Below are 20657 nucleotides of genomic sequence, written 5' to 3'. Positions count from 1 at the left end.
CCGCGATGGGGACGCCCGCACCGAACGCCACACCACCGGCGGTACCGCTGCTGTCGGTACTCGGCGAAACCATCGCGGCGGCCCGCGCCGCAGGGCGCACCGACCTGGTCGGCCGGCTCGAGGTCGCCGCCGATCGGGTCCGCGACCCGCGGCGGCGCATTGTCATTGCGGGACAACTGGATCAGGGTAAGAGCCGCTTCGTCAACGCGCTGCTCAATCTGGAGATCTGCCCCGTGGGCGACGACGTGACCACCACGGTCACCACGCTGCTCGCGCACGGCCCAGAGCCGAAGGCCGAGCTGGTGCTCACCGGGCCCGGCGGCGACTCCGGCGGCCCGGAGACCCGAGTGCTCGTGCCGTTCACCGAGATCGGCACGATCTCCGCCCGCTCACCGCTGGCTCAGGGGCGGCGGATCCTCCGGTTGGAAATCCAGGTGCCCAACCCACTGCTGGCCGATGGCATCGTGCTGGTCGATACGCCAGGGGTCGGCGGACACGGAAGTTCTTATGCCGCAACCGTGCTCGGTATGGTGCCTGCCGCGGACGCGGTGCTGGTGCTCTCCGACGCTTCCACCGAACTCACCGAGCCGGAACTCGCGTTCCTGCGTCAGGTCCGCGAGCTGTGCCCCACCGTCGCGCTGCTGCTGACCAAGACCGACCTGTACCCGCACTGGCGCCAGGTGCACGAGGCCGACCAGCGCCACCTCGCGACGGCCGGTCTCGACGTGCCGATGATCGCGGTGTCCTCGCTGCTGCGCAGCCACGCGCTGCGCCTGCAGGATCAACAGCTGGGCCTCGAGTCGGGCTTCGGCGTGCTCTACCAATTCCTGCGCGACCAGGTGGTTGCCCGCGACCAGCTCGCCACCCGCGCCGCGGTGGCCCGCGATATCCGTTCCGCCGCCGAACATCTGGCGCTCGCACTGGGCAGTGAGCTGGTCGCGGTCCGCGATCCGGCGCGCGGCGCGGCGGCGGTCCGCGAACTGCAGGCCGCGCGGACCTCGGCCGAGCACCTGCACCGCCGCACCGCCGCCTGGCAGCAGACGCTGGCCGACGGCATCACCGACCTCGCCGGCGATGTCGACCACGATCTGCGAGATCGGTTGCGCGGCATCGCCAGAACCACCGAGGAATGGATCGACGACCACGACCCCGGCCGGCATTGGGAGCGGATCGCCGAATACCTCACCGGCACCATCGATACGGCGATCGGCGACAATCTGCTCTGGACCCATTCACGCGCCTTACAACTCGCCCAGCGGGTCGCCGAGCATTTCAGCGATGCGGGCACCACCGATCTCCCGGATGTCCGGTCCGACACCGCCGTCGCAGGCAGTCATGTCGGCGCGGGCACCCTCGCCGACCTGGAGCCGGACATCGGTTTCGGCAGCAAACTGCTCGTCGGCATGCGCGGCTCCTACGGCGGCGTGCTGATGGTCGGTCTGGCCAGTACTTTCGCCGGACTCGCGCTGCTCAATCCGATCTCCCTCGGCGCCGGACTCGTGGTGGGCGGCAAGGCCTTCCGTGACGACAAGCAGGCCAGGCTGGCCCGGCGGCGCACCGAGGCGAAGGCGGCCGTCCGCCGGTTCGTCGACGACGTGGCCTTTCAGACGGGCAAGGAATCCAAGGACCGGTTGCACCGCATCCATCGCGCGCTGCGCGACCACTATGCCGGTGTGGCCGAGCGGAGCCTGCGGTCGATCGACGATTCGCTGCGGGCCGCGCAGGAGGCCGCGACGATGGCCAACGCGCGCAGGGCCGAGCGCGCGGCGGTGCTCGAACGGCAACTGCACGTGGTAGCTGAGCTGGGCAGATACGCCGAAGCCATGCAGGCCGCGCTGCCGAGCGCATCCGTCGGTACGGTTGCCCCGTGAACGAGCGTCACCGAGTGAACCGACGACCCAGCGCACCTTCGCGAACGGCGCAGCCGAGCGCAGGCGAGGCGGCGTCGTGAGACGTGCGGGCGGCGCCGCGCCAGGGATTGTTGCCGAGGCTCATCGACTGATCGGCGCGGCGCGTGCCGCGCTCGCGAGCGAACCGCGCCCGCGGGCCATGCTCGCCGAGTGCGCCGGTCGTTTGGATCAACCGTTGCGCGTCGCACTCGCCGGCTCGTTGAAGGCAGGCAAGTCCACGCTGCTGAATTCCCTTGTCGGGCAAGACATCGCGCCGACCGACGCGACCGAGTGCACCAGGGTGGTCACCTGGTACCGCTACGGTTCCACCCCGAGCGTGACCGCGCACGCCGGCGACGGCGCCCGCGCGAACGTGGTGGTGCGCCGCGGCGGCGGTACGCACGGGCTGACCTTCGACCTGGACCGGTTGACCTGGAACGCGCCCGCGCCGCGCGAGGTCGATCACCTCGAGGTCGAATGGCCCGCGGCGGCGCTGGCCGACACGACCATCATCGATACGCCGGGCACCTCCTCGCTGTCCCGGGAGGTGTCGCAGCGCACGGCCCGGCTGCTCACGCCGGAGGGCGAGCAGAGTATCGCGGTTCCGGGGGCCGACGCGGTGGTGTACCTGCTGCGCAGGTTAGACGCGGCCGACGTCCGGTTCCTCGAGCGGGTGGGCGCGGGAACTACTGCGGGGCCGGGTCTTTCCGGATTGCCCGGCCCGCTCGGTGTCGTCGGTGTCGTGTCCAGGGCCGACGAGATCGGCGCAGGCCGGATCGACGCGCTGCACTCGGCGCGCGACGTCGCGACCCGCTTCGCCGGGGAACTGGAGCGAACCGGCCTGTGCCAGGCCGTGATTCCGGTCGCCGGCTTGCTCGCGTTCGCCGCGGCCACGCTGCGGCAACAGGAGTATGCGGCGTTCGAGGCGCTGGCCGGTGTTCCGGTCGACGAGCTGAGTGCGGCACTGCTGTCCGCGGATCGCTTCGCACGCCCCGATGTCGTGTTGCCGGTGGCACCGGAACTCAGAGCCCAGCTCGCGGAGCGGTTCGGCCTGTTCGGCATTCGGATGGCGGTCACCCTGATTCGGCTCGGCGTGCGCGACTCCGCCACGCTGGCAGCGGAATTGACCATGCGCAGCGGCGTGGACGAGCTGCGCTCGGTGCTCGATGTGCAATTCGGCCAGCGCGCCGATCAACTCAAGGCGCACTCCGCCCTCACCGCGCTCGCGCGCGTGCTGACCGCATACCCGGGCAGCGCGGCCGACCCGCTACTGCCGCGCGTGCGCACCCTGCTCGCCGATGTGCACGGCTTCGCCGAGCTCCGCCTGCTCGGTCGCCTCCGAACCGACGAATTGACCTTGCCGCCAGCTGATCTCGCCGAACTGCACCGCCTCATCGGTGGTTCCGGCGTCGCGCCGCACCTGCGCCTCGGGCTACCGATCGACGCCGCGCCCTCGGTGCAGCGGGACCAAGCCGTTGCCGCCGTGCGCAAATGGCGAGCCCGAGCCCGGCACCCGCTCGCCGACCAGTTCACCAGCACCGCTTGCCTTACTGCCGCCCGCAGTGCGGAAGGCACGCTCAGTCTGTTGCCTGGTTAGACCGGGTCACCGGTAATCCTGGGCAACGCCTTCACCAGGTCCGCACCGGTCGGCGCATGCTGAGGGTCGATCGGATACTGGGCCGTGAATCATTCGGCGCCGACTGCGATCTGTGAGCGGCATCTTCGACACCGTCGCGCAGGCGGTCACCACCTGACCAGGGAGCGGCCCTCGGCAAGGCGAGCAGCGGTCTCGCCCTGCCGGCCGGGCTGGCCCCCGAGGCGTCGGCACTCCGAACCCCGGATAACGCACTTTCCTCGTAACCCGGACGACCGACATCGAATCGGTGTGAAGCCGGTGCCGTCGGGTAGGCGACCGATATCCGAACAAGGAGGTCGCGATGAGCCAACAGAAGGTAGTGCACGCGCTGCTCGACCGAGCCGGAACCGGATACGCCGCAGAAGCGGGCATCCACCTCGCCGACAAACCCGCGCCGCTGTTCCAGCTACTCATGCTCGCAGAGCTGTTGAGCACCAGGATCTCCGCCGACATCGCCGTGGCCGCCACCCGCGAACTGGTCGCCACCGGCTATCGCACCCCGCAGCGCGTCGCCGACGCGGAATGGCAGGAACTCGTCGACGCCTTAGGCCGGGCCCACTACCGCCGCTACGACGAGAGCACCGCCACCCGCCTCGGCGCCAACGCCGCCCAGGTCCTCGACCGCTACGACGGCGACCTGCGCAATCTCGCCGACGAAGCCGACCACGACCCCAAGCGCGCCGCCCAACTCCTGCAAGAGTTCCAAGGCATCGGCCCCACCGGCAGCGACATCTTCCTCCGTGAGATCCAAGACATCTGGCCCTGGGCCGCCCCCCATTTCGACGAACGCGCCCTACGCGGCGCCGACCGCGTCAACCTCCCATCCACCCCCGCCAAACTGGCCGCCCTGGCCCCCAAAGACCACACCGCCGCCCTCGCCGCCGCCCTCGTCCGAATAACCCTGGACGACAAACTCGCCGAAGAAGTCCTCGACGCCGCCCACTGATCCGACGGATCAAGCAGCCGGGCTGACCGACATTTCGACGTGCATCCCTGCCGCGGCGATCATGTTGACGAGGGCGTCGAGACTGAACAGATGCACTTTGCCGCGCATTAGGTCGGAGACCCGGGGCTGTGTCACCCCCAGTCGTTCTGCCGCCGACACCTGCGTCCAACCCTGAGCCGTGATCCGTTCCGTCAGTTCGATCATCAGCCGTGACCGCAGTCGCATGTTCTCTGCCTCTTGTGGGGTGTCCTCGATCGCATCCCACACGCTGTCGAACGTTTCGTCCGCCATCAGCGCTCTCCTTCCTTGATCTCAGCCACGACCTGCGCTAACCGCTTCGCTGCGAGGTTCAGATCCGCCGCCGAAGTCTTCTGTGACTTCTTTTGGAAGCAATGTAGGACGTAGACGTAGTCAGCGAGCTTCGCGGCGTAGATGACCCGGAACGCGCCCGTGTGGTCACGTACCCGTATTTCACGGACGCCGAGACCCACGCCGGGCATGGCCTTCCAATCCGCAGGCTCGAGACCGTGTTGAGCCCGATCTAGTTGATAGCCGCACTCGCGGCGCACGACGAGCGGGAACTCACGTAGGTCGTCCAGTGCGGTCGCGACGAACTTGATCGGTTTCACGAGCCAGAACTATATAAAATTATGTATAAAAGAGTACCTCAATTAGTGGATCCGCGTACCTATTAGGGCCGCGCGGGGATCAGGGGGTGGTGGCCGGGCTGGTGGGGTCGATGAGGATCTTGGCGTGGTGGTCGGGGGTGGCGAGGGTGGTGAAGGCGGTATCGATGCCGTTGAGGCCTACTGTGCCGGTGATCAAGGGGGCGGGGTCGACCTTGCCTTCGGCGAGGAGGTGGAGGGTGTCGCGGAATTCGCCGGGGTCGTAGCCGAAGGCGAAGCGGAGGTCGATCTCCTTGTTGATGGCCATGGCGGGGCGGATGCGGTCGGGTTCCATGCAGACGCCGACAACGACCACGCGCGACAGTGGGGGTGCGGCGGTGAGGATCTGGTCGAGAATGCCTGGGATGCCGACGCATTCGAAGATGACGGGACCGGACGGGCCCGCGTTCAACGTGTGTGCGAGTCGGAAGGCATACCACCAGGGCAGGTTCGGGACGCGGCGTAGAAGGTCCATGGTGTCGAAACCGAGGTTGAGAATGTCGGTGACGCCGTTGATTCGGCCGCGGGTGGGTGCGGCGGTCCATGGGGAGTCGGTGGCCGGGTCGACGACGATGTCCGCGCCGCAGGCGGTCGCGAGTTCGCGGCGGCGCGGGGAGAAGTCGCTGGCCACGACCGTGCGCACGCCCGCAGCCTTCAGCATGCTGATCACCGCGAGCCCGATCGGCCCGCAGCCGATGACAAAGGCGTGCTGTCCCTTGCCTACTCGACCGCGACGCACGGCGTGCCAGGCCACCGCCATGGGCTCGGTGAGCGCGGCGTGTTCGGCGGACAGCCCGTTGGGCACCGGCAGGGTCATCGACTCTTGGACGATCACCTGCTCGGCGTACGCGCCGGGTGCCGCGGCGGACAGGCCGGTCAGCTGCGGCTTCTCGCCGTGCCGCACGATCGGCAACGCCACCACGGGAGTGCCTGTCCGCCAACGCTTCCGGCACCCCGGACCGTAATCCACCACCGCGCCGCTGAATTCGTGCCCGAGCACCACGCTCTGACCCGACCGCATGAACGAGTCGTACCCGGTGACCGCGCTCAACTCGGCCACCTCGTCTGCGTGGTTGCGGACGTGTAGATCGGAACCGCAGATGCCGCAGCGCGATACGTTGATCAGCAACTGCCCGCGCCCGGGTACCGGCGTCGGTAAGTCGGTGACCTCGAATTTCGAGTGGGTGAGGACGGCAGCCCGCATGGTGAACTCCTCGAATCGGCGTCGCTGACCACGCTACTGCGCCATCGACGACCCCCGCCGCTTTCCAGTGATCGAGTAGCCCGTCGTGAATCAGATGGGCGTCAGTGTGTCCTGGGCGGCGCGGCGATCGTAGGCGTTGCGCGCGGCGGCGATCTCGTTCTGATGCCCTTCGGTCCAGGTGACCAAGGCCTTGATGGTGGTGTGCAGGCTGGCGCCGAGCGGGGTCAGCGCGTAGTCGACCCGCGGCGGCACGGTCGGATACACGGTGCGTTCGACCAGTCCGTCGCGTTCGAGATGGCGCAGCGTACGGGTGAGCATCCGCTGACTGACGCCGTCGATCTTGCGCTTCAGTTCGGTGAACCGCAGGCTGCGCTGATCCAGCAGCGCGATCACCAACAGCGACCACTTGTCGGCGACGCGATCGAGGATCTGCCGCACCTCGCAGTCGACTCGGGTGTCCCACTGCAGAACGTCGAAGTCGGCGGCGGTATCCCCGCAGTGCCCCGGTGACTTCAAAGTGCCGTCTTCCATAGGCGTCGATTCTGCCCGAGACTTCTCCTCGGTATCAAGAGGTAACTGACCCCATTTCGGGGAACCTAGTCTAAGTGGGGAGTCGTGATGGTGAAATCCAGAGCCACCGAGGTCTTTACGGAGATGTCCGGCCGCGCCTGGGGCGTGCTCGCGGTGTTGTGCGGCGCGATATTCATGGAGGGCATCGATGTCGCGATGCTGAACGTGGCGCTGCCCTCGATCCGGGCCGAACTCGGCCTGTCCACCGGCATGCTCAGCGGTGTGGTGTCAGCGTACGTGCTCGGCTACGGCGGGTTCGTGCTGCTCGGTGGCCGCGCCGCCGACCTGCTCGGCCGCAGGCGGATGTTCCTGTTCTGGCTGACGGTGTTCCTGCTGTTCTCCGGACTCGGCGGATTCGCCACCACCGGGTGGATGCTGTTGACCGCCCGCTTCGTCACCGGGGTGGCCGCGGCGTTCCTCGCCCCGGCCGGTCTGTCGCTGATCACCACCAACTTTGCCGAGGGCTCGGTGCGGAACAAGGCGCTGATGTTCTACGCGGGTGTCGGCGCTGGCGGGTTCTCGCTCGGCATGGTGGTCGGTGGATTGTTGACCGCGTTCGGTTGGCGCTGGGTGTTCTTCGTGCCGGTGCTCGTTTCGGCCGTGATCTTGGTGGCTGCGATCGGACTGGTCCGGGATTCCGGTGTGCCGCAGCGGGTTCGGGGCGGCTTCGATCTCCTGGGTGCGTTGAGTGTGACCGGTGCGATGCTGCTGCTCGTCTACGGTGTCGTCCGGCTGGAGCATCCCGGCGACAACCCGGGGCTGACGGTGGCGACCTTCGCGGCCGGTCTGGCGGCACTCGGACTGTTCGTCCTGAACGAACGCCGCACCGCCACACCGCTGGTCCGGCTCGGTATCCTGCGGTCGGCCGCCCTGGTGCGCACCAATCTGGTCGCGGTGCTGTTCATCGGCTCGTTCATCGGATTCCAATTCCTGGCGACGCTGTACTTCCAGGAAGTGCGCGGCTGGAGCACGGTGCAGACCGGCCTGGCGATGGCGGTACTCGGCCTGGACGCGATCCTCGCTCCGCTGCTCACGCCCTGGTTCGTGCGCAGGTTCGGCAATGTTCGGGTGATCTTCGGTGGCACGGTTGTCGCGGTGCTCGCCTACGTTCTGTTCCTGCCGACGGACCTGGACCGCGCCTATATCGCCATGCTTCCGACGATGCTGCTGCTCGCCGTGGCCTTCGCCCTGGTCTACGGACCGCTGACCATCGCGGGCACCGATGACATCGCGGCGGAGGAGCACGGCCTGGCGGGTGGATTGCTCTACACGGCAATCCAATTCGGTGCGGCGCTGGGCATCTCGGTGGTGACCGCGGTGAACGTCGCGGCGGTCGCCTCGGGCAAGGTCGGCATGGATGGACTGCGCACCGCGCTGATCGTTCCGGTCGTCGCCGCGGTCCTGGCCGGCGTGATCGCCGCGACCGGCTTGCGCCGCAGCGCGATCGCCGACCCGGGCGAGATGCCCGAGCAACTCGTGCACGCCTGACGACGGTCCGCTGGGCTGGAGTGCGAAACACTCCAGCCCACAGGCAGTCTCACTGCCGGTCGCGCAGCACGGGGAACACGTCCTCCCGGAGGTAGGTTTCCAGATCGCGACCGTTGCGCACGGCTTCGATCACCGCGACGCCGTGCTTTTCCGCTTTTTCTTTCAGCACTGCACTCGAGTCGCGTTCCAGGCCGCCGCCGATCAGCAGCAGGCCGACCGGGCCTGCCTCGAGTGCCGCCAGTGCGTCCTCGTCGGTGGTCACACCGTGTGCGGTGAACCCTTGTGCGCGAATGAGTTCGAGGCCGGACGCCACCACGCTCGGGCCCCGGCCGATAACCAGAATATCCATTGCTCTCATCCTCCTAGTGTGTGTCGGGCTGGTATTCAAACTATGCACCTCTAGTGATTATCAATCAATAGAACAATCCGGTTATGTGCGTATAGGTATGCTGACAGGGTGACCGATACGAGGTTTCCGCCGCTGTCCGATCAACCGGCCTTCCTGCTCGGCCAGCTCGGCGCCTACACCGGCGCCCGATTCAGCGAGCTGCTCACCCCGATCGGCATCGGCCCGCGGCACTTCGGCATGCTGCGACTACTGCGCGAACACGACGGGCAAACCCAGCAGCGGCTCGGCGAGACACTGGGGATCCACCGCAATGTGATGGTCGGCCTCGTCGACGAGCTGGAGCAGCGCAAGCTCGTCGAACGACGCAGGCACCCGACCGACCGCCGCGCCCACGCCGTCTATCTGCTGCCCGCCGCGCACGACGTGCTGGCCCGCGCACAGCAGGTGGTGGCCCGCCTCGACGCCGAACTGTTCGCCGAACTCGCCGCCGAGGAGCGAACGACGCTGCTGCGGCTGTTGCAACGAACGGCCGCGAGCAACGGGCTACGCCCGGGGATTCACCCCGGCCTCACCGGCGAACGAATGCCGCGTTGACCGTGGCGCGGTAATTCACAGGAGCACACCGGGATTCAGGATGCCCGCCGGGTCGAGCGCGGACTTGGCCGCGCGCAGCGCCAGCGCGAACGGCTCCGGTCGCTGCCGGTCGTACCAGGGCCGGTGATCCCGGCCCACCGCGTGGTGATGGGTGATCGTCCCGCCTGCGGCCGAGAGCGCCTCGGAGACTGCGGCTTTGATGTCGTCCCACTGCGCGACCGTGCTGCCCCAGCGCCCTGCGGCGTAAATACCGAAATACGGCGCGGGACCGTCCGGGTAGACGTGGGTGAATCGGCAGGTGACCACGCCGGTGGCGCCGACCGCCCGGATCGCGTCGTTCGCGGCGGTGGTCACGGCGGCCTTCAACTCCGCGAATCTGTCCCAGGTGCAGGCGGTTTCGAACGTCTCGGTGATCATCGACTGGGCCGCGAGCGCATCGCGCTGGTAGGGCATGCGCAGGAAAGAGGAGCGCCAGGTGTCGGCGGTGCCGCCGGTGTGGGCGCCCGTATCCGAATCCACATAGCGCACGGGCTCCGGCATCGTGCCACCGTGGTCGACGGCGATCTCGACGACCCGCTCCATCCACGGCCGCGTCGGGTGATCCGCCGATTCGAAGCCCAGTACCAGCACGCCGCCTGCGGTCGCCGCACCGGCGTTGAGGAAGGCCTCGGCGGGATCGAGCAGCCGGCAGTTGGTCGGATACAGCCCGGACTGCGCGATGGCGCGCGTGGCGGCCACCGCGCGGTCGTAATCGTCGAAATGCACCGAAGCCGTTGCCCGCCACCGTGGCCGGTCCTGTAGCCGCAGCCAGGCCTCGGTGATCACGCCGAGGGTGCCCTCGGAGCCGAGGAACATCCGGTCCGGCGCGGGCCCGGCGCCGGAGCCGGGCAACCGGCGCGACTCGCTGATCCCCGCGGGCGTCACCACCCGCATCGACTCGACCAGGTCATCGATGTGGGTGTACAGCGTCGCGAAGTGCCCGCCGGCCCGGGTGGCCAGCCAGCCGCCGAGGGTGGAGAACTCGAACGACTGCGGAAAATGCCGCAGGGTCAGCTTCGCCTCGCGCAGTTGGTCTTCCAGCGCGGGCCCGAACACGCCCGCCTGAATCCGCGCCGCGCGACTGATCGGATCGATCTCCAGGACGCGGTCGAGCGCGCCCAGGTCGAGGCTCACCGCACCGGCGAAGGTGCCGTCGAGGCGCGGCTCCACCCCGCCGACCACAGAAGTGCCACCGCCGAAGGGGATTACGGCGATATTCGCCCGGCTCGCCCAGTCGAGCACGTCGACGATGTCGGTTTCGGTGCGCGGCCTTATGACGAGGTCGGGCGGAGTTCGTACCTCGCCCAGGAGATTTCGGACCACATCGCGGAACGCCTGCCCGTGTGCGTGCGCCGCGCGATCGGCGGGGTCGACGGACACGAGCTCGGCCAGCGCCTCCGGTGCCGCGATCCGCGGTGCGGGCAGCGCCAGCGCCTCGACCGGCGGCGGCTCGTGCGCCGTCAGATCGGCGCCGGGCAGGATGGCCGCGACGCGCTCGGTCAGCGCCGCCCGCTCCGCGCCGACCACCGCGTCCTCGACGTTGCCCCAACCCCACCATGACCGCGTCTTCGTCGACACCGTGACTCCTTCCGCGGGGCTCGCAGCCGCCGCGCGTGTTATTGCACCACGGGGTGGTCGCGGCCGGGTCGGGCGAGGACAATCGCGAGCGGACGAAATCGATGTCGTCGTTCGGGAATGATCCGCGTCTGCTGTCCGTTGAGCTATTCGACAACATTGAGTGTGTCGGACTCAAGTTTGAGTTGACTCCCGATCATCATTGGGGGCAGGATTGAGCCGACCACGCTCAGCGTTGCTGGGACCGTGCTCCGCCAGGTGCTTGGGGCGAGGTCTCGCGGTCTAGGCAAGTCCAGGCCGCAGGGCGCAACCCGCCCAGGCACCGACACATGTAAGTACGTCAAATAGGAGGAACCACAATGGCTCGTGCGGTCGGAATCGACCTCGGGACCACGAACTCGGTCGTCGCCGTACTCGAAGGCGGAGAACCGGTCGTCGTGGCCAACTCGGAAGGATCGCGCACCACCCCGTCGATCGTCGCGTTCGCGAAGAACGGCGAGGTTCTGGTCGGCCAGCCGGCCAAGAACCAGGCCGTCACCAACGTCGACCGCACCATTCGCTCGGTCAAGCGCCACATCGGCACCGACTGGACCGTCGAGATCGATGGCAAGAAGTACACCCCGCAGGAAATCAGCGCGCGCACCCTGATGAAGCTGAAGCGCGACGCGGAGGCCTACCTGGGTGAGGAGATCACCGACGCGGTCATCACCGTGCCCGCGTACTTCGAGGACGCCCAGCGGCAGGCCACCAAGGAAGCGGGCCAGATCGCCGGCCTGAACGTGCTGCGCATCGTCAACGAGCCCACCGCGGCGGCGCTGGCGTACGGCCTGGACAAGGGCGACAAGGAACAGACCATCCTGGTCTTCGACCTCGGTGGCGGCACCTTCGACGTCTCGCTGCTGGAGATCGGCGAGGGCGTCGTCGAGGTCCGCGCCACCTCCGGTGACAACCACCTCGGTGGTGACGACTGGGACGAGCGCGTGGTGACCTGGCTGGTCGACAAGTTCAAGGCCAGCGCGGGCATCGACCTCACGAAGGACAAGATGGCGCTGCAGCGGCTGCGTGAGGCCGCCGAGAAGGCGAAGATCGAGCTGAGCTCCTCGCAGAGCACCTCGATCAACCTGCCCTACATCACCGTGGACGCGGACAAGAACCCGCTGTTCCTCGACGAGCAGCTGACCCGCGCCGAGTTCCAGAAGATCACCTCGGACCTGCTCGACCGCACCCGCGCGCCGTTCCAGTCCGTGATCAAGGACGCGGGCATCAACGTCGCCGATATCGACCACGTTGTGCTCGTCGGTGGCTCCACCCGCATGCCCGCGGTGTCCGAACTGGTCAAGGAACTGACCGGCGGCCGTGAGCCGAACAAGGGCGTGAACCCGGACGAGGTCGTCGCCGTCGGCGCCGCGCTGCAGGCCGGTGTGCTCAAGGGCGAGGTCAAGGACGTCCTGCTGCTCGATGTGACCCCGCTGTCGCTGGGCATCGAGACCAAGGGTGGCGTGATGACCAAGCTCATCGAGCGCAACACCACCATCCCGACCAAGCGCTCGGAGACCTTCACCACGGCCGACGACAACCAGCCGTCGGTGCAGATCCAGGTGTTCCAGGGTGAGCGTGAGATCGCCTCGCACAACAAGCTGCTCGGCTCCTTCGAGCTGACCGGCATCCCGCCGGCCCCGCGCGGCGTGCCGCAGATCGAGGTCACCTTCGACATCGACGCCAACGGCATCGTGCACGTGACCGCGAAGGACAAGGGCACCGGCAAGGAGAACACGATCAAGATCCAGGACGGCTCCGGCCTGTCCAAGGAAGAGATCGACCGGATGGTCAAGGACGCCGAGGCGCACGCCGCCGAGGACAAGGCCCGCCGCGAGGAGGCCGAGACCCGCAACCAGGCCGAGTCGCTGGTGCACCAGACCGAGAAGTTCATCAAGGACAACGAGGACAAGGTCCCGGCCGACATCAAGACCAAGGTCGAGGCGGCCATCGCCGAGGCGAACGACGCGCTCAAGGGCACCGACATCGCCGCGGTCAAGGCGGCGGTCGAGAAGCTGGCGACCGAGTCGCAGGCGCTGGGCCAGGCGATCTACGAATCGTCGGCCAACGACGCTGCGGCTTCCAGCAACGGGTCGTCGGCGTCGAACAACGCCGAGGACGAGGTCGTGGACGCCGAGGTTGTGGACGAGCCGGTTGACACGGAGAAGAAGTGACCGACGGCAACAATTCGGAGCGACGCGACTCCGAGCAAGAGCCGATCACCTTCGTGGACAATCGCAAGATCGACCCGGAGGAGCGGAACCTGAGCGGCGACCAGTCGCAGCCGGGTGAGGTTCGGGAACCGTCGGCGGCCGAGGCTGCCGACGGCCCGGGCACCGGCAACGGCGCGGAGTCCGTCATCGATACGGAAAAGGGTGCCGAGCTGTTGGCCGATGCCATCACCAAGGAGCTCGCCGAGCGCACCGCCGATCTGCAGCGGCTGACCGCGGAGTACGCCAACTACCGGCGCCGCGTCGAACGCGACCGCAAGACCGCGATCGACACCGCCAAGGCCGCCGTGGTCACCGAATTGCTCGGTGTGCTCGACGATCTCGATCGGGCGCGGGCACACGGCGACCTGGACGCCGGACCGCTCAAGTCGGTGGCCGACAAGCTGGCCACCGCGCTGCACAAGCAGGGCCTCGAGGAATTCGGTTCGGAGGGTGAGCCTTTCGACCCGACCCTGCACGAGGCCGTGCAGCACGAGGGCTCCGGGCACGACCCGGTGATCGGCATCGTCATGCGCAAGGGCTATCGGTTCGGCGAGCGGGTGCTTCGGCACGCGCTGGTCGGGGTAACCGATGGCGAGGCCGACAACGGCGCGGCCGAAACGACAGAGGCATCGGATGCTGATGCCGGCGCGAACAAACAATAAAGACGCGAGAGGAGGAGATATCCGGTGAGTCAACGGGAGTGGATCGAAAAGGACTTCTATAAAGAGCTGGGTGTCTCCTCCACGGCCTCGCAGGACGAGATCAAGAAGGCGTACCGCAAGCTCGCGCGTGACCTGCATCCGGACGCCAATCCCGGTGATACCAAAGCCGAGGAGCGGTTCAAGACCGTCAGCGAAGCGCATGCGGTGCTGTCGGATCCGACCAAGCGCAAGGAGTACGACGAGACCCGCAAGCTGTTCGCGGGTGGCGGCTATCCACGCGGCGGCGGGTTCACTCCCGGTGCGGGCGGCGGCTTTTCGCAGGACTTCAACATCGGCGACATCTTCGGCGGCGCGAACGCCGGCGACGGTGGCCTCGGTGACCTGCTCGGCGGCCTGTTCAACCGGGGCGGCACGCGCACGACCAGTCGCCCGCGTCGCGGGGCCGATGTGGAGACCGAGACGACCCTCGGCTTCCGCGAGGCCGCGCAGGGCGTCACCGTTCCGCTGCGGATGACCAGTCCGTCGCCGTGCACCACGTGTCACGGCAGCGGCGCCAAGCCGGGTACCAGCCCGCGGGTCTGCCCGCACTGCAATGGAACCGGCATCGTCAGCCGCAACCAAGGTGCATTCGGCTTCAGCGAGCCGTGCGATGACTGCCGGGGCACCGGCTCGATCATCGACGACCCGTGCGTCGACTGCCACGGCAGCGGCATCCAGAACCGCACGCGCACCATCACGGTGCGGATTCCCCCGGGAGTCAGTGACGGACAACGGATTCGGCTGGCCGGACAGGGCGAGGCGGGCCTGCGTGGCGCGCCCTCGGGCGACCTGTTCGTCAGCGTGCACGTCAGCCAGGACAAGGTCTTCGGCCGCAACGGCGACGACCTGACCCTGGTGCTGCCGGTCAGCTACAGCGAATTGGTGTTGGGCACCACGGTTTCGGTGCCCACGCTGGAGGGGCGCGTCGGCGTCAAGGTGCCACCGGGCACCGCGGACGGCCGCATCCTCCGGGTGCGCGGTCGTGGCGTGCCCAAGCGCGGCGGCGGCGCCGGTGACCTGCTGGTCACCGTCAAGGTCGCGGTGCCGCAAAAGCTGGACGACAACGCCGCGGAGGCGCTGCGGCGCTACGCCGAGGCGGAGAAGGCCAGCGGTTTCGACCCACGGGCAGGATGGGCAGGTGCTTGATGTCCCATGATCCGAAGCAGGCGTCCGGCGGGTCGCGTGCCGAGTTCTTCATGATCTCGGTGGCGGCCCAGCTGGCGGGCATGCACGCGCAGACCTTGCGTACCTATGACCGTCTGGGACTGGTAACGCCACAACGCACTTCGGGCGGCGGGCGACGCTACTCGGCCAGGGACGTCGAGCTGCTGCGCGAGGTGCAGCGGCTGTCTCAGGACGAGGGCGTCAACCTGGCGGGCATCAAACGCATCATCGAACTCACCAACCAGGTCGAGGAATTGCAGCAGCGCGTCGCCGAGCTGTCGGCCGAGCTGGATCGGTTGCGAGCGGGCTATCGGCCCGATCTTTCGCCGCCGCAACGCAGTACCGCACTGGTGGTGTGGCAACCGCGTAACCGCCGTAATGTTTGAGCGATCGAACGCAGCGCAACAATACTGAATACGGCTGGCTAACAATCGGGCCGCTGATCTCGGAGCATCCATCGTGCTTCGAGGTCAGCGGCCCGAAGCGGTTCCGCGCGCGGTTTCTGAAGGATAGCCAAAGATAAGCCGAGATGCGGCGCGTAGCCGTGTGCTGAGCGCCCCCGCGAAAGTCCGCTTTACTTGTCATCTTTCACCGCGCGCCCCGAGGGCGTGCCGCGTGCCGCGCGTCCGGTCGAGTCGGTCGGGCACCCAGCGAAGTTGCCGTGCAGTCGCTCTGGGATGGCCGCCTGGGTGAAACTTGCAGATCGAGTCGTGCATATTCAGTGTATCCATGACCGAATTCATCCGTTTTTACGGTCTTTCAGTCCGTTTCGTGAGTGTTTTGCCCGGCGTGTCCTCGTTTCAGCGGAATTACACGCTTGTTGTTTAAACGGAGGATTCCACTCCTGGCAAACCTCGCCTACACTCCTTGGCAACGGCTGCTGACGAGTGTCCCGCAGCACCTCACTCGCCGGCACAGTTTGTGTTCGAGTGCGAAATGGGGTTGTGACACAAATGGATTCGCGGACTGTCGCTTTGATCAGAACTACGTTCAAGGCGGTTGCTGCGGAGGAAGGGGGGCCGGAGAAATTAGCGAGATCGTTCTACGCGATCCTATTCACCGACTACCCCCAAGTCCGCGATTTCTTTCCAGCAGCCATGGACGCCCAGCGAGATCGCCTTGTCAAGGCCATCGGCTATGCGTTGGACCGGCTCGAAGAGCCGAACAAGCTCCTGCCCTTCCTCGCCCAGCTCGGGCGTGACCATCGCAAATACGGTGTGCAGGCAGCGCATTACACGGCCGTCGCGGTCTCGCTGAAGACCGCGATGAAGGTGTACGCGGGCACCGAGATGTGGACCGACGAGGTCGACCGGGCCTGGGACGAAGGCCTGAAGATCATCGCCGACACCATGATCGGCGCGGCGGACAAGGAAACCACGCCACCGGTCTGGACCGGCACCGTGGTGGAGCGCCGCGAGGTGCTGCGCAACCTGACCGTGCTGCGATTACAGCTGGACCAGCCGATGTCCTACGCCGCGGGGCAATACCTGAGCGTGCAGGTCCCGTCGCGGCCGCGGATGTGGCGCTACATGTCGCCCGCGGTGCCCGCGAATGCCAACGGGGAGATCGAGTTCCACATCCGTGCCGTGCTCGGCGGCTGGGTCAGCCCCTCGATCGTCGGCCAGGCCGCCGTCGGTGACCAGTGGCTGCTCGGCTCGCCACTCGGCGGCCTCGGCATCCCACGCAACACCAAGCGCAAGATGCTGATGGTGGGCTGCGGTACCGGCATCGCGCCGCTGCGGGCCCAGCTGATGGCGATGGCGCAGCGGCGGACCAACCCGAAGGTTCACCTGTTCGTCGGCGGCCACCATCCGTGCGACCTCTACGATCTGGACACGCTGAACAGCCTGGCCGTCGCCAACCGCTGGCTCACCGTGACGCCGGTCACCGAGCACGACGAAAACCCTTGGTGGTACACCGATTCCGGCGAACTCGCGCCGGCGCACGCGGGCCTGGAGCCGCGACTGACCGGCCAGATCGGCAAGGTGGTCGCGAGCTTCGGCGCCTGGGCCGACCGGGACGTGCAGATCGTCGGCTCGCCATCGATGGTGCAGACCACCAAGTTCCGCATGATGGCCGCGGGGACGCTCGCCAAGAACATCCGCCACGACCCGCTGTTCTGACCGGCCGTCCGGGATTTCGACCCCTCCCGTTGTCCCGGACACAGTCGGAATCCGGTCGCGCCCAGTACCGCGGCCGGATTCCGGCTACGCCGCCGGCCGAAAAAGGTTCAGAGCCCTTCGAATTGGATTCGCTCCGGCGGAGTTCCGGTGGCGAGCAGCCGATCGACCGTGGCATTGACCATGGCGGGGGAGCCGCACACCAGCACCTGATGGTGGTCGAACGCGCCGTGTGAACCGACCACCTCGGCGAGGGTGCCGAAGAGCATCTCGTCCGGCGGGAAGCCGATGTCGACGCGGCTGCGCTCGTACCATTCGTCTTCCCAGCTGGGATCGTCCGGGCTCTCCACCACGGGAATGACCGTGAGCCAAGGCAATTCACCGGCCAGCAGGTACAGCATGTCCGACGCGTACAGGTCGCGCGGGGTGTGGCCGCCGAAGAAGAGGTAGGTGCGCGGCGGTTCCGGCTCGCGGGCCAGGTCCAGGATCAGCGCCCGCAGCGGCGCGAGTCCGGTGCCGCCCGCGATCATCACCACCTCCTCGCCCGCCGGGTCGGCGGCGAAGCTGCCGAGCGGAGCGCGGATCTGCCATTCGTCGCCGGGCCTCGTGTCGGCCACGATGGAGCCGCTGCACCAGCCGCCGGGCACCGTGCGCACATGGAACTCGAGCTTGCCGTCCAGCGACGGCGGCAGCGCGGGCGAGAGCCTGCGCCGCATGCTCGGCTGCTGCGGCACCGTGACCTCGACGGACTGGCCCGCGAGGAACGGGACGAACTCGCCGATCAGGCGAATCACCGCGAGATCGTGCCGGATTCGATGGTGTCCGACGACCGTCGCGGTCCACTCGGCCGGCAGGGGTGCGCCATTACCGAGCGCACTGGGGTCCCCCATGGGGGCCTCCTTCATCACACAGGGTCGGAGCTGATGATGTGCTCCGGAGTACCGACCGCGATCAACGCACGCCGGGTGTCCGCGATCATCTTCGCCGACCCGGCGATCTGGATCTGCCGGTCCGCCCACGCGCCGAAGCTCGCGACCACCGCGCCCAGGTTACCGATCAGCCGCCGGTGCATGCCGTACGGCTCTTCCTGTGGCGGATGGGGATACCACCACGGATTGGTCTTCTGTTCGCAGACCGGGACGATGGTGAGCCACGGATTGCTCTGCGAGAGCTGCCACATGTTCTCCACGTCGTAGAGATCGCAGGGGTAGCGGCCGCCGATGAAAAAGTGCACCCGCGGATTGATGCCGCGCTGACCCATCTCGATCAGCTGGGCGCGCAGCGGCGCGATCCCGGTGCCCGCGCCGATCAGCAGCACGTCGCGGCCGCTGTCGCGGTCGACGTGCAACCCGCCGAGCGGTCCGGCGATCTGCCAGCGGTCGCCCACCCTGGTCTCGTTCACGATGGCCGGGCTCACCCAGCCGCCGCGGATCTTGCGGACGTGGAACTCGATCTCGCCGTACGGATTCGCCGGGATCGCCGGGGAGAAGTAGCGCCACATCTTCGGCCGCTGCGGCACCGTGAGCGGCACGTACTGTCCGGCCTGGTAGGGGATCGGGCTCTCCGACTGCAACCGCACGATGGCCAGATCCTCCAGCACCCTGCGGTGCCCGACCACGGTGGCCTCCCAGTACGGCTGGGACTTGTCGGAGTTGGCGCCGATGGCCATGGACGCGGAGATCAGGATGGTGATGTCGCGCCAGCCCTCTTCCAAGCCGCGGTGCCAGGCCGCGCCGTTGTAGGCGCGGAACGCGGACAGCAAGGCGCGGCCCGCGGCGTCGTAGTGCGCCGCGTCGACCCCGTACTTGCGATGGTCGCGCGCCAGTTGTTCGAGGAACTTCTGCGCCCGCTCCCAATCCTCGAGATGGTCGAGCACGTACTGGATCGCCGTGGCGATCCGCTTGGCCTGCATATCCATCGCAGGGGGGAAGAGTTCCCGCAGTTGGGGGTTCTCGGCGAACAAGTGACCGTAGAACGCACTGACCAACCGTTCGGGTCCATTCGGTGCCTCGACTACCGAACGGAAGTTGGCGCGGACCAGCGCAGCCGAACGCGCATCCACGACGCGGAGCTTCCTTTCCCTCAGTTCTGCCCTGGGGACATATCCGTAACCGGCGGTCCTCCGCTGATCAGTATCCCCGAAAATGCCGTGGTCGTGTTGGTTAGTACCTGAAGACCGGGCCAAACGGTAATCGGTGGGCAAACGTGCGGTGTTGCGGGCCTGCGCTCGAGGTCACACCCGCGCCTCGCCGGCGCTCGGCTCGGGTGGGACCGCGCCCTCGATTCGCAGTGGGCAACTGTTGGGGCTGTTCAGATGGCGAGCACGGTTTTACCGCGTGCGCCGACGGCCCCGATAACGCTCGCGCCGTCGGCCAGTGGAACGGTCGCGTCGATCGGGACCACCACGTCACCCTCGGCTACCCGCTCCAGCAGCCGCGCCAATTCCCTTGCGCCGCCCTTGGATTCGATATTGCCGCCGCGGATGCCCCGGCTGCGCAAGGCGTCCTCGTCGGCGGCGGAGATGGTGGAGTAGACGGTGCCGCCGTCGCGGACCAGCCCGGCCAGCTCGGCCAGCGCCTCCGGCGGGCTCACCAGGTCGTAGAGGACGTCGATGCCATCGGGGTGGGCGGCGGCGACCTGCTCGCGCACCGAGCCCGCGGAGTAGTCGACGGTCTCGGCCGCGCCGAGCCGGGTCATCTGGTCGGCGACGTCGCCGCGGGCGGTGGCGATGACATTCGCGCCCGCCATGTTCGCCAGCTGGACGAGGAACGAGCCGACGCCGCCGGTGGCGCCGACGATCAGGACGGTCTGGCCCGGCTCGATCTCGGTGCCGTCCACCATGTCCTGCGCGGTGAGGCCTGCGGTGGGTAGCGCCGCGGCCGCGACGGTCGGCACGGCCTCCGGGACGCGCACCAGAATGCCGCCCTCCGGGATGACCGCGAACTCGGCGAACGAGCCGTGGCCTGCGGGCGGGTTGAGGAACTTGCCGACCACCCGGTCGCCGACGGCGAACCCGGTGACGCCGGGGCCGACCGCCGCGACGGTGCCCGCGCCGTCCACCCCGAGGATCATCGGAAAGTCGTGCGGCAGCTTGCCGTCCAGTATTCCGTCGGCCATCTTCGCGTCGAACGGGTTGACGCCCGCCGCCTCGAGCTGCACGCGGACCGCGCCTGCTCCGGCCTCGGGGACCGGCATGTCGGTCAACTCGGGTGTGGCTCCGAACTTCCGTACGACAATCGCGCGCATCCATTCGCTCCTTGATCGGGCTGACGAGTGCGGCCTCGCACCTTCGTGCTTGCTAGCGCTCCCTGATGCATCAACTAACGGCAGGGGTCATCGTATGCATCCATACCCCATGGACGCTGTGATTCATCGCATTGGCAGGGTGTCGCGGCGTACCGTTCACAAGCGGTGAAAATAACTAAACTTGAGCGGAACAGACTCAACCTTTCCCACGTTGGATGTAAA

The 20657-nt window shown here is 67.7% G+C and carries 19 protein-coding genes; 10 read left to right on the top strand and 9 right to left on the bottom strand.

The features are described from left to right. The first annotated feature begins 5 nt into the window (after positions 1–5). The 3 genes from DMB37_RS19045 (at position 6) to DMB37_RS19035 (ending at position 4471) form a co-directional block, all read left to right on the top strand. Positions 6–1871, top strand: a complete 1866-nt coding sequence (locus DMB37_RS19045; RefSeq protein WP_135237665.1) for a dynamin family protein — start codon at positions 6–8, stop codon at positions 1869–1871. A 76-nt stretch (positions 1872–1947) separates the two neighbouring features. Next, entirely contained in the window at positions 1948–3486 is a 1539-nt protein-coding gene (locus DMB37_RS19040) for a dynamin family protein (RefSeq protein WP_135233879.1), read from the top strand. A gap of 340 nt (positions 3487–3826) precedes the next feature. Further along, positions 3827–4471: an endonuclease gene (locus DMB37_RS19035; RefSeq protein ID WP_135233878.1), complete on the top strand. Its 645-nt coding sequence runs from the start codon at positions 3827–3829 to the stop codon at positions 4469–4471. A gap of 9 nt (positions 4472–4480) precedes the next feature. Here the strand turns inward: DMB37_RS19035 and DMB37_RS19030 are convergent, their stop codons facing one another. From DMB37_RS19030 to DMB37_RS19015, 4 genes are all read right to left on the bottom strand, one after another. Continuing rightward, entirely contained in the window at positions 4481–4762 is a 282-nt protein-coding gene (locus tag DMB37_RS19030) for a helix-turn-helix domain-containing protein (protein WP_135233877.1), read from the bottom strand. After that, positions 4762–5100, bottom strand: a complete 339-nt coding sequence (locus DMB37_RS19025) for a type II toxin-antitoxin system RelE/ParE family toxin (protein ID WP_135233876.1) — start codon at positions 5098–5100, stop codon at positions 4762–4764. Before DMB37_RS19025 ends, DMB37_RS19030 begins: the two co-directional genes overlap by 1 nt. Positions 5101–5179: 79 nt before the next feature. Beyond that, entirely contained in the window at positions 5180–6340 is a 1161-nt protein-coding gene (locus DMB37_RS19020; RefSeq protein WP_135233875.1) for a zinc-binding dehydrogenase, read from the bottom strand. Positions 6341–6430: 90 nt separating this feature from the next. Continuing rightward, the gene (locus tag DMB37_RS19015; protein WP_135233874.1) at positions 6431–6871 is read right to left on the bottom strand and encodes a helix-turn-helix domain-containing protein; all 441 of its coding nucleotides are present in this window, start codon (positions 6869–6871) and stop codon (positions 6431–6433) included. 87 nt (positions 6872–6958) lie between these two features. On the opposite strand from DMB37_RS19015, the gene DMB37_RS19010 reads away from it, so the two are divergent. Then, positions 6959–8398, top strand: a complete 1440-nt coding sequence (locus DMB37_RS19010; RefSeq protein ID WP_240772454.1) for an MFS transporter — start codon at positions 6959–6961, stop codon at positions 8396–8398. 49 nt (positions 8399–8447) lie between these two features. Here the strand turns inward: DMB37_RS19010 and DMB37_RS19005 are convergent, their stop codons facing one another. Further along, on the bottom strand, positions 8448–8747 hold the full coding sequence (locus DMB37_RS19005; RefSeq protein WP_135233873.1) for a hypothetical protein: 300 nt from the start codon (positions 8745–8747) through the stop codon (positions 8448–8450). 108 nt (positions 8748–8855) lie between these two features. On the opposite strand from DMB37_RS19005, the gene DMB37_RS19000 reads away from it, so the two are divergent. After that, positions 8856–9341, top strand: coding sequence for a MarR family winged helix-turn-helix transcriptional regulator (locus DMB37_RS19000; protein ID WP_135233872.1), 486 nt, complete (start codon positions 8856–8858; stop codon positions 9339–9341). A 15-nt stretch (positions 9342–9356) separates the two neighbouring features. Here DMB37_RS19000 and DMB37_RS18995 read toward each other — a convergent pair whose 3' ends face one another. Continuing rightward, on the bottom strand, positions 9357–10958 hold the full coding sequence (locus DMB37_RS18995; RefSeq protein ID WP_135233871.1) for an FAD-binding oxidoreductase: 1602 nt from the start codon (positions 10956–10958) through the stop codon (positions 9357–9359). 356 nt (positions 10959–11314) lie between these two features. Between DMB37_RS18995 and dnaK the strand changes: the two genes are divergently transcribed. The 5 genes from dnaK (at position 11315) to DMB37_RS18970 (ending at position 17192) form a co-directional block, all read left to right on the top strand. Then, positions 11315–13165, top strand: a complete 1851-nt coding sequence (gene dnaK, locus DMB37_RS18990; RefSeq protein WP_135233870.1) for a molecular chaperone DnaK — start codon at positions 11315–11317, stop codon at positions 13163–13165. After that, positions 13162–13866: a nucleotide exchange factor GrpE gene (gene grpE, locus DMB37_RS18985; protein WP_135233869.1), complete on the top strand. Its 705-nt coding sequence runs from the start codon at positions 13162–13164 to the stop codon at positions 13864–13866. Before dnaK ends, grpE begins: the two co-directional genes overlap by 4 nt. A 24-nt stretch (positions 13867–13890) precedes the next feature. After that, positions 13891–15051 carry a molecular chaperone DnaJ gene (gene dnaJ / locus DMB37_RS18980; RefSeq protein WP_135233868.1) on the top strand — a complete coding sequence of 387 codons (1161 nt, stop codon included), beginning with the start codon at positions 13891–13893 and terminating at the stop codon, positions 15049–15051. After that, positions 15051–15455 carry a heat shock protein transcriptional repressor HspR gene (locus DMB37_RS18975; RefSeq protein WP_135233867.1) on the top strand — a complete coding sequence of 135 codons (405 nt, stop codon included), beginning with the start codon at positions 15051–15053 and terminating at the stop codon, positions 15453–15455. Before dnaJ ends, DMB37_RS18975 begins: the two co-directional genes overlap by 1 nt. Positions 15456–16022: 567 nt before the next feature. After that, positions 16023–17192, top strand: a complete 1170-nt coding sequence (locus DMB37_RS18970) for a globin domain-containing protein (protein WP_135233866.1) — start codon at positions 16023–16025, stop codon at positions 17190–17192. 107 nt (positions 17193–17299) lie between these two features. Here DMB37_RS18970 and DMB37_RS18965 read toward each other — a convergent pair whose 3' ends face one another. From DMB37_RS18965 to DMB37_RS18955, 3 genes are all read right to left on the bottom strand, one after another. Continuing rightward, positions 17300–18079 carry an FAD-binding oxidoreductase gene (locus DMB37_RS18965; RefSeq protein WP_135233865.1) on the bottom strand — a complete coding sequence of 260 codons (780 nt, stop codon included), beginning with the start codon at positions 18077–18079 and terminating at the stop codon, positions 17300–17302. Positions 18080–18093: 14 nt separating this feature from the next. Continuing rightward, on the bottom strand, positions 18094–19251 hold the full coding sequence (locus DMB37_RS18960) for an FAD-binding oxidoreductase (RefSeq protein ID WP_135233864.1): 1158 nt from the start codon (positions 19249–19251) through the stop codon (positions 18094–18096). Positions 19252–19499: 248 nt separating this feature from the next. Further along, positions 19500–20435, bottom strand: a complete 936-nt coding sequence (locus DMB37_RS18955) for an NADP-dependent oxidoreductase (protein ID WP_135233863.1) — start codon at positions 20433–20435, stop codon at positions 19500–19502. Positions 20436–20657: the final 222 nt, after the last annotated feature.

Source organism: Nocardia sp. CS682, assembly GCF_004634405.1.
GTDB lineage: Bacteria > Actinomycetota > Actinomycetes > Mycobacteriales > Mycobacteriaceae > Nocardia > Nocardia ninae.
The sequence above is the reverse complement of the archived record's forward strand: the minus strand, read 5'-3'. Positions and strand labels throughout refer to the sequence as shown.

Coding starts and splice junctions, on each gene's coding strand:
- DMB37_RS19010 (WP_240772454.1), top strand. CDS start 6,959: ATGGTGAAATCCAGAGCCACCGAGGTCTTTACGGAGATGTCCGGCCGC.
- DMB37_RS18965 (WP_135233865.1), bottom strand. CDS start 18,079: ATGGGGGACCCCAGTGCGCTCGGTAATGGCGCACCCCTGCCGGCCGAG.
- dnaK (WP_135233870.1), top strand. CDS start 11,315: ATGGCTCGTGCGGTCGGAATCGACCTCGGGACCACGAACTCGGTCGTC.
- DMB37_RS19045 (WP_135237665.1), top strand. CDS start 6: ATGGGGACGCCCGCACCGAACGCCACACCACCGGCGGTACCGCTGCTG.
- DMB37_RS18975 (WP_135233867.1), top strand. CDS start 15,051: ATGTCCCATGATCCGAAGCAGGCGTCCGGCGGGTCGCGTGCCGAGTTC.
- DMB37_RS19030 (WP_135233877.1), bottom strand. CDS start 4,762: ATGGCGGACGAAACGTTCGACAGCGTGTGGGATGCGATCGAGGACACC.
- DMB37_RS19005 (WP_135233873.1), bottom strand. CDS start 8,747: ATGGATATTCTGGTTATCGGCCGGGGCCCGAGCGTGGTGGCGTCCGGC.
- DMB37_RS19015 (WP_135233874.1), bottom strand. CDS start 6,871: ATGGAAGACGGCACTTTGAAGTCACCGGGGCACTGCGGGGATACCGCC.
- DMB37_RS18955 (WP_135233863.1), bottom strand. CDS start 20,435: ATGCGCGCGATTGTCGTACGGAAGTTCGGAGCCACACCCGAGTTGACC.
- DMB37_RS19020 (WP_135233875.1), bottom strand. CDS start 6,340: ATGCGGGCTGCCGTCCTCACCCACTCGAAATTCGAGGTCACCGACTTA.
- DMB37_RS18970 (WP_135233866.1), top strand. CDS start 16,023: ATGGATTCGCGGACTGTCGCTTTGATCAGAACTACGTTCAAGGCGGTT.
- DMB37_RS19035 (WP_135233878.1), top strand. CDS start 3,827: ATGAGCCAACAGAAGGTAGTGCACGCGCTGCTCGACCGAGCCGGAACC.